Origin of the sequence: Cellulomonas rhizosphaerae (assembly GCF_003470205.1) — a bacterium.
GTDB classification, from domain to species: Bacteria; Actinomycetota; Actinomycetes; order Actinomycetales; family Cellulomonadaceae; genus Cellulomonas; species Cellulomonas rhizosphaerae.
This window is the reverse complement of record NZ_QWKP01000093.1, coordinates 1-7871: the sequence shown is the minus strand read 5'-3', so window position 1 is coordinate 7871 and position 7871 is coordinate 1. Positions and strand designations below refer to the sequence as shown.

Below are 7871 nucleotides of genomic sequence, written 5' to 3'. Positions count from 1 at the left end.
GCCCGACGACGACCCCGCCGACCACCATGAGCGTCGGGACCGGGAAGTCGTGCCACTCGGCCACGGGCGGTGGGGGCAGGCGGAAGTAGTCCAGCACCGCCAGGACGGCGAGCCAGAGCAGCCCGACGACGAGCACGCCGAGCACCACCCACTGCAGCACCCCCACGGCGCGCCACCAGGCCGGTCGCTTCGCGGCATCGAGCTGCGTGCCCGCGACGGCCTGGTCGAGCGCGTCGGCCAGGCCCTCGGTGGCCTCCGTGGCGCGGCGGCGGGCGTCGAGCGCCCACGCGTCGGGCAGGCCCGCGGTCGCGTCGGCGGCGTAGTCGCGCACCGCGGTCCGGGCCGCAGCCAGGACCGTCGGGGTCGCGGTCGGCAGCGAGGTCCGGGCCAGCTCGGGCCGGGCGGCGGGCGTGCGCAGGCCGATGCGGCGCAACGGGTCCGGGCGGAACCGGCCCAGCCAGCGCGTGACGGGCCAGCCGGTCGCGGCGTGGGCGTCGCGGCGGAACGAGCCGCGCACCGCACTCACGACCGTCGGCACCCCGGCCGCACGCTCCAGTCCCGCGACCAGCCGCGCGGTCGGCCGGGCCGGCTCGCGGCGTGAGCCCGGACCGAGCTCGACGCTGACCGCGGTCGCGGCGGTGCGGAGATCGGCGGCCCAGCGCCGGGTCGACGCCTCGCGCTTGGCCGCGGCCTCGTCGAGCATCGCGCGCAGCGCGTCGAGCCCCTGCCCCGTGCGCGCCGATGCCGCGACGACCCGCGCGCCGACCAGCCCGTCCTCGGCGACCAGCCGCTTGAGGTCGGCGAGGCAGGTGGCCGCCTCCTGCGCGGAGAGGCGGTCCACCTGGTTGAGCACGACGACCGTGACCTCGCCGTGCGCGGCCAGCGGCCGCAGGTAGCGCTCGTGCAGCGCGGCGTCGGCGTACTTCTGCGGGTCGACGACCCAGACCAGCAGGTCGGCGCGCTCGACGAGTCGCTCGGCGCGGATCCGGTGCTCGACGACGATCGAGTCGTGGTCGGGCAGGTCGAGCAGCACGAGTCCGCGCCGCGCCTCGGGCATCTCGTGGCGCCGGCCCACCTCGAGCCAGTCGAGCAGCGGTTCGGCCCCCTCACCCCACACGGCGGCCAGCGCGTGCGAGGTCGTCGGGCGCTGGACCCCGGCGGTGGCCAGCTCCCGGCCCGCGAGGGCGTTGAACACCGACGACTTGCCCGATCCCGTGGCGCCCGCGAGGGCCGCGACCGTGTGCTCGGCGGACAGCCCGCCCCGCTCACGTGCGTGCGCGACCACGGCGCGGGCTTCGTCGGCCCGCTCGGTCGGGAGCCGCTCGTCCGCGGCGTCGAGCGCGTCCTCGAGCGCCTGGGCGCGAGCCGCGAGGTCGATCGTCATGCCTGGTCCCTGCGCCCGAAGATGCGGCGCCACAGGCTCGGCTTCTCCTCGTCGTGCTTCTGCTCGGGCACCTGTTCGGGCACCGCGGCCGTCGGCTGCGAGCCGTGCTCGCGCCAGTGGGTCGCGCCCCGCAGCTCGACCGCGGTGGTCGCGATCCGGACCCGTTCCGGCGTCGGGCTGCTCCGGTCGCCGGTCGCCGCGCGCTCGACCGCGTCCGCGGCACCTCGCAGCGCGTCGCCCTCGCCCGTCGCGGTGCCGAGCGCGTCGAGCTGGCCGACGTACCGGGCCGCCTCGACGTCGAGCAACCCGCGGACGCGCTCCTCGAGCCGCTCGCGCGCGCTCGTCGTGAGCCGTCGGACAGCCTCGTCGCCGAACACCGCCTCGAGCAGCTTCTGAGCGACGACTGCCGTGCCGCCGGCAATGCCCACCTCGATGCCCGTCAGTCCGCCGGTCGAGGCGAACACGAGCACCATGAGGCTCACGCCCAGCCCGTTGAGGCCGAACGACAGCGCCCGCGCGGTCCCCCGCTTGTCCGCACCCTGCTCGCGCACGAGCTCGAGCACGTCGCCCTGCCACAGCCGGATCTGCTCGGCGACGGCGCCGCGCGTCGCGCCGGACCCGCGCGACAGGTCGAGGCCGACGAGCAGCCCCGCGCCCGCCGGGTCCGCGCGCCACGACTCGAACGTGCGCTCGGCGGCCTCGTCGATCGCGTCGAGCAGCACGGCCTCGAGCCCGTGTGCGATCGCCTGCTCGACATCGGGCGCCTGCGCGGGCTTGCCGCGGAAGAACCCGACGACCGCGTCCCGCGCGCGCCCGACGCGCTGCTCGATCGAGCGGAAGAACTCGCCGGTCCCGACGAAGTCCTGCCAGCGGGCCAGCACCTCGCCGCGCAGCAGCGAACCGTCGGAGGTGGCCGCGGCGACACGCGCGACCGCGTCATCGGCGTAGCGCCGGCTCACGTCCCGCAGGCGGGCGTCGGCCTCGACCTGCGCGTCGCTGGCCGCCGCGATCGCCAGCGTGCGGCGCACGAGGTCGTCGACGACGCCGTCGAGCGTCGCGCCGACGACCGCGTCGCGCGCGTCTGGGTCGGCGCCGAGGTCGGACAGGTGCGCGGCGACCTCGCCCACCGCCTCGAGCGGCAGCAGCCCTTCGACGAGGGCCGACTCCGGTATCGCGAACAGCGGCGAGCCGCCGAGCCCGTGCTCGTCCATCAGGCGGCGCAGGTCGCCGACCACGGCCTCCGCGCCCGGGTCCACGCGGTCGACGACGAGCGCGACCTGCGCGCGACGTTCGGCCGCGGCGATGAGCAGCTCCCACGGCACCGCGTCGGCGTACCGGGCCGCCGTCGTCACGAACAGCCAGAGGTCCGCGGCGGCGAGCAGCTGCGCGGCGAGCTCGCGGTTCGCGACCTCGACCGAGTCGATGTCCGGCGCGTCCAGCAGGGCCAGCCCCTGCGGCAGGGCGTCCGTGCCGACGAGCCGCAGCGCGCGGGCTCCCCCGGCCTGCGGTCCGTCCGCGGTGACGCGTGCCAGCCCGGGCAGCACGCGGTCCGTGCTGAACCAGCGGGCGTCGAGCGGGTGGTGGGCCAGCACGGGCGAGCGCGTCGTCGGGCGCAGCACGCCCGGCACGCTGACGTGCTCGCCGAGCAGCGAGTTCACGAGCGTCGACTTCCCCGCGCCGGTGGATCCGCCGACGACGACGAGCAGCGGCGCGCCCTGGGCCCGGAGCCGGGGCAGGACGTAGTCGTCGAGCTGCTCGACCGCGAGGGTCAGCTCGCGCCTGGCAGCGGTCGCTCCGGGCGCGTCGAGCGGCAGCCGGGTGCTCGTCAGCCGGGTGCGCAGGTCCTCGAGCGACCCGGTCAGCGCCGACGCCGGCCGCGGGGGATCGTGTGCGTCCATGTGCCCAGTGTGCGGGGTGCGGCGACCCGCGGCCGGTTGGAACGGCGTGTCCGCGCTGGCCAGCGGGGTGTGCGGGCCGTCGGGCGGCCAGGTGCCACGCGCGGGGACGACGACGGGGAGCGCCCGCCGCAGCGGTGCGCTCCCCGTCGTGACTGCTGGGTGCGTGCGTCAGTCGCGACGCAGCTTGCGGTACGTCACCCGGTGGGGACGCGCCGCGTCGGCGCCGAGGCGCTCGACCTTGTTCTCCTCGTAGGAGGCGAAGTTGCCCTCGAACCAGTACCAGTTCGACGGGTTCTCCTCGGTGCCCTCGTACGCCAGGATGTGCGTCGCGACCCGGTCGAGGAACCACCGGTCGTGGGAGACCACCACTGCGCAGCCCGGGAACTCGAGCAGGGCGTTCTCGAGCGAGCCGAGGGTCTCCACGTCGAGGTCGTTGGTGGGCTCGTCGAGCAGCAGCAGGTTGCCGCCCTGCTTGAGCGTGAGCGCGAGGTTGAGGCGGTTGCGCTCACCGCCCGAGAGCACGCCGGCGGGCTTCTGCTGGTCGGGACCCTTGAAGCCGAACGCGGCCACGTAGGCACGCGAGGGCATCTCGACGTTGCCGACCTTGAGGAAGTCGAGCCCGTCGGAGACGACCTCGAACAGCGTCTTCTTGGGGTCGATGCCGCCGCGCGACTGGTCGACGTACGAGATCGAGACCGTCTCGCCGACCTTGAGGTTGCCCCCGTCGAGCGGCTCGAGGCCGACGATCGTCTTGAACAGCGTCGTCTTGCCGACGCCGTTCGGGCCGATGACGCCGACGATGCCGTTGCGCGGCAGCGTGAAGCTCAGGCCGTCGATGAGGACGCGGCCGTCGAAGCCCTTCTGCAGGTTGGCGGCCTCGAGGACGATCGAGCCCAGGCGCGGGCCCGGCGGGATCTGGATCTCCTCGAAGTCGAGCTTCCTGGTGCGGTCCGCCTCGGCGGCCATCTCCTCGTAGCGCGCCAAGCGCGACTTGGACTTCGTCTGGCGGCCCTTGGCGTTGGACCGGACCCACTCCAGCTCCTCCTTGAGGCGCTTCGCGAGCTTGAGGTCCTTCTTGCCCTGGATCGCCAGGCGCTCCTGCTTCTTCTCGAGGTAGGTCGAGTAGTTGCCCTCATACGGGTACAGGCGGCCGCGGTCGACCTCGCAGATCCACTCCGCGACGTGGTCGAGGAAGTACCGGTCGTGGGTGACGGCCAGGATGGCGCCCGGGTAGTCCTTGAGGTGCGCCTCCAGCCACAGCACGCTCTCGGCGTCCAGGTGGTTGGTGGGCTCGTCGAGCAGCAGCAGGTCGGGCTTCTCCAGCAGGAGCTTGCACAGCGCGACGCGGCGGCGCTCACCACCGGACAGCACGGTCACGTCGGCGTCCGGCGGCGGGCAGCGCAACGCGTCCATCGCCTGCTCGAGCTGGGCGTCGAGGTCCCACGCGTCGGCCGCGTCGATGGCCTCCTGCAGCTGGCCCATCTCCGCGAGCAGCGCGTCGAAGTCCGCGTCGGGCTCGGCCATCAGCGCGGAGATCTCGTTGTAGCGGTCGAGCTTGCCCTTGATCTCGGCGACGCCCTCCTCGACGTTGCCGAGCACCGTCTTGCTCTCGTTGAGCGGCGGCTCCTGCTGGAGGATGCCGACGGTGTACCCCGGGCTCAGGCGCGCCTCGCCGTTGGAGGGCTGGTCGAGGCCGGCCATGATCTTGAGGATCGTGGACTTTCCCGCGCCGTTGGGCCCGACGACGCCAATCTTGGCGCCGGGCAGGAAGTTCAAGGTGACGTCGTCAAGGATGACCTTGTCTCCGTGCGCCTTGCGCGTCTTGTACATGGAGTAGATGAACTCAGCCACTGGCTCTTCGTCCGCCTCGGTGCTCGGGTGCTTGGGGATGTCGCCCGACGAGGCGCCGGTCCGGTCGCGCGCACGCGCCGACCGGCTCCCGCGTCGGGATGCCGGTTCCCCAGCCTAGGCGATCACCTGCTGGTGGTGAGCTCTCGGGCGCCCCAGTCGGCGTCGTGCTGCTGCGGTTCACGCAGCTCGTCCAGGTCGGAGTCGTCCTCGTCGCCGTCGTCGGACCCGTCGGCGACCGCGTCCGCCGGCACGAATCGCTCGCTCGGTCCGTCGGTGATCTCCGGCGAGTCCTCGTCGGGCGCCTCGGCCAGCCCGGTCACGTCCGTCGGCCCCTCCTCGGCACGCGCACTGATCGTCCGGCGGAAGTTGCTGGACCCGAAGGCCAGGTCGTGGCCCACCGTGACCGCCTCGAGCACGAGCCCGCTGCGGGGCGTGCCGTCCGCGCTGACCCACTCCTCGGTGGACAGCCGGCCGTGCGCCACGATCGGGTCGCCCTTGCGCAGGGACGCAGCGACGTTCACTGCGAGGGTGCGCCACACCTTGACCCGGAACCACTCGGTGCGGCCGTCGCGCCACGCCCCGGTGCTGCGGTCGAAGAACCGCCGCGTGCTGGCGACACGGAACGAGGTGTAGGCCTGGCGGCCCTCGCGGGCCGGGAACAGGGTGACGTCGCTGCCGATCCAGCCCACCACGGTGACGTCGAGGCTCTGCGTGCTCATCTGACTCTCCTTCGCCGGCGCCCCGGCGGGTGCGGGGCTCGTGGCAAGGAGCGTGTCTCGTCCCACCCTCACCGCGCGGGGCGCGGACGCGAATCGGTGGACGAGGCGTGGAGAACCGGGGGCTGTGGTCGGCTCGGCGTCAGCCGCGGGCCGTCGCGACCAGCTCGCGCACCTCGCGGTGCTCGCCGAGCACCTCCTGCGCGGGCTCGAGCATCAGCGCCCGCGCGACACCCTCGATCGCGGCGCGCCCGTCGCGCAGGGTGGCCCCGCCGCGTCGCCGTCCGGCCGCCCGCCGGGCAGCGGACGCACCGAGCATGCACGCGACCGCGCCCAGGGCCAGCGCGACAGCGACCACGGGCGCCCAGCCGTAGCTGTCCCCGTCGCCGACCAGTGTGCCGACCGCGAGCGCGGCGACCATGAGCGCCAGCACGCCGAGCACCACGGCGGCCACCGTGAGCACCACCGCGGCGACCGACCTGCGGGCGGCGATCGTGATCTGCGAGAGCGCGGTCGCCACGGCGACGCCGATCTCCGCCGCCGGCGCGACGCGCGCGTCCAGGTCGGCAGCCCACCGCGCCGGCAGGCCGGACGTGAGCGGCTCGAGCCAGGCCGAGCGCGCGAGCCCGACCGAGTGCACCTGCACGGGCCCGGGCGACGGCATCGTCGCCTCGCGGCCGCTGCTCGCGGCCCCGACGGCCGCGGCCACGGCGGGCAGCCCGGCGGCCGCGGCCAGCGTGTCGACGACCCCGGTGACCGACAGCGCCGCGGGCTCGCGCTCGCCGACCTGCGACGACACGGCGGCGACGGCGTCGGCGACCTCGGCCGACGCGCGCGTCGCGGCGAGCGACCGGCCCGCGACGGACGCCGCGAGCGACTCGCGCAGCTCGTTGATGCCCGCTCCGGTGTGCGCGGAGACGGCCCGCACGGGCACGCCGGTCAGCCCGTCGGCGACCAGCAGGCGCCCGACATCGGTCAGGAGCTCGTCGCGCACGTCGGGCGGCACGGTATCGACCTGGTTCATCACGACGAGCATCGAGGCCTCGTGCCCGACGAGTCGCTGCAGGTAGCCCGTGTGCAGGGCGTCGTCGGCGTACTTCTGCGGGTCGACGACCCACACCAGCAGGTCGGCCTGCGGCAGCAGCCGGTCGACGACCTCGCGGTGCTCGGGCTCGATCGAGTCGTGGTCCGGCAGGTCGAGCAGCACCAGCCCGCGCAGGGCGATCTGCGACTCGCCGTCCAGCGCGCTCTCCCGCTCGATGCGGCGCTCGGAGTCGACGCCGAGCCAGTCCAGCAGCGCGGCCGCGTCGGTCCCCCACACGCACGCGGTGATCTGCGAAGTCGTCGGCCGCCGCACCCCGACGTCGGCGAACTTCAGGCCCGAGACCGCGTTGAACAGGCTCGACTTGCCCGACCCGGTGCCGCCGACGAGCGCGACGACCGTGTGGTCCACGCCGAGCGCGAGGCGCTCGCGCACGCCGGCGAGCTCGGTGGCCGCCTTCTCGACGACGGCCGGGTCGAGCCGCGTGCCGCCGAGCTCGGTCGCGCGCACGAGCGCGCCGACGCGTGCCTCGAGGATCTCGGAGTCGCTCATGTCAGCCCCTTGAGGACGGCCAGCCGCAGCCGCAGCCGGGCAGCCGCGTCGTCGGCCAGGTCGGGGTCGGCCAGGATCTCGCCGACGGCGGTGCGTTCGAGCCGGGCCTGGGCGATGCCGCGGTCGGCGAGGTCGACCACGAGGTCGTCGAGCATCCGCTGGCCGGTGGGGCCGAGCAGCGCGACGAGCAGGGCCGATGCCTCGCTCACCCCGGAGGCGCCGGCCAGCGCGACGGCGGCCAGCCCGTCCTCGCCGAGCGCCTTGACTGCCTTGGCGCGGCCCTTCTCGACCCGCGCCAGGGCACGCCCCGCGAGCTCGTCGTCCGGCTTCGCCGCCAGGCCCGCGCGCACGACGCGAGGACCCTGCGTGGTCCAGCCGCGCGCGGCGAGCTCGGCCGCGGCGGTCCGGCGCGACGCGGCACCGTCGCG

General features: G+C 74.8%; 5 protein-coding genes and 1 pseudogene. All 6 read right to left on the bottom strand.

Annotation, left to right across the window (positions count from 1 at the left end):
- On the bottom strand, positions 1-1384 hold a 1384-nt coding region (locus D1825_RS01880), incomplete at its 3' end, for a GTPase (RefSeq protein WP_118765801.1).
- Positions 1381-3282, bottom strand: coding sequence for a GTPase domain-containing protein (locus tag D1825_RS01875; RefSeq protein WP_118765800.1), 1902 nt, complete (start codon positions 3280-3282; stop codon positions 1381-1383). The genes D1825_RS01880 and D1825_RS01875, both read right to left, overlap by 4 nt.
- Before the next feature lie 168 nt (positions 3283-3450).
- Positions 3451-5133 (bottom strand): energy-dependent translational throttle protein EttA, encoded by a 1683-nt coding sequence (gene ettA, locus D1825_RS01870; protein ID WP_118765799.1) that lies wholly within the window; start codon positions 5131-5133, stop codon positions 3451-3453.
- A 122-nt stretch (positions 5134-5255) separates the two neighbouring features.
- On the bottom strand, positions 5256-5852 hold the full coding sequence (locus D1825_RS01865; RefSeq protein ID WP_118765798.1) for a single-stranded DNA-binding protein: 597 nt from the start codon (positions 5850-5852) through the stop codon (positions 5256-5258).
- 139 nt (positions 5853-5991) lie between these two features.
- The gene (locus D1825_RS01860; RefSeq protein WP_118765797.1) at positions 5992-7443 is read right to left on the bottom strand and encodes a GTPase; all 1452 of its coding nucleotides are present in this window, start codon (positions 7441-7443) and stop codon (positions 5992-5994) included.
- A pseudogene (locus tag D1825_RS18115) lies at positions 7440-7871 on the bottom strand (hypothetical protein); the annotation flags it as partial. The gene D1825_RS01860 and the pseudogene D1825_RS18115, both read right to left, overlap by 4 nt.

Bases quoted from the DNA above. Each gene is read 5' to 3' on its own strand.
- D1825_RS01875 (WP_118765800.1), bottom strand. From the start codon at position 3,282: ATGGACGCACACGATCCCCCGCGGCCGGCGTCGGCGCTGACCGGGTCG.
- D1825_RS01860 (WP_118765797.1), bottom strand. From the start codon at position 7,443: ATGAGCGACTCCGAGATCCTCGAGGCACGCGTCGGCGCGCTCGTGCGC.
- D1825_RS01865 (WP_118765798.1), bottom strand. From the start codon at position 5,852: ATGAGCACGCAGAGCCTCGACGTCACCGTGGTGGGCTGGATCGGCAGC.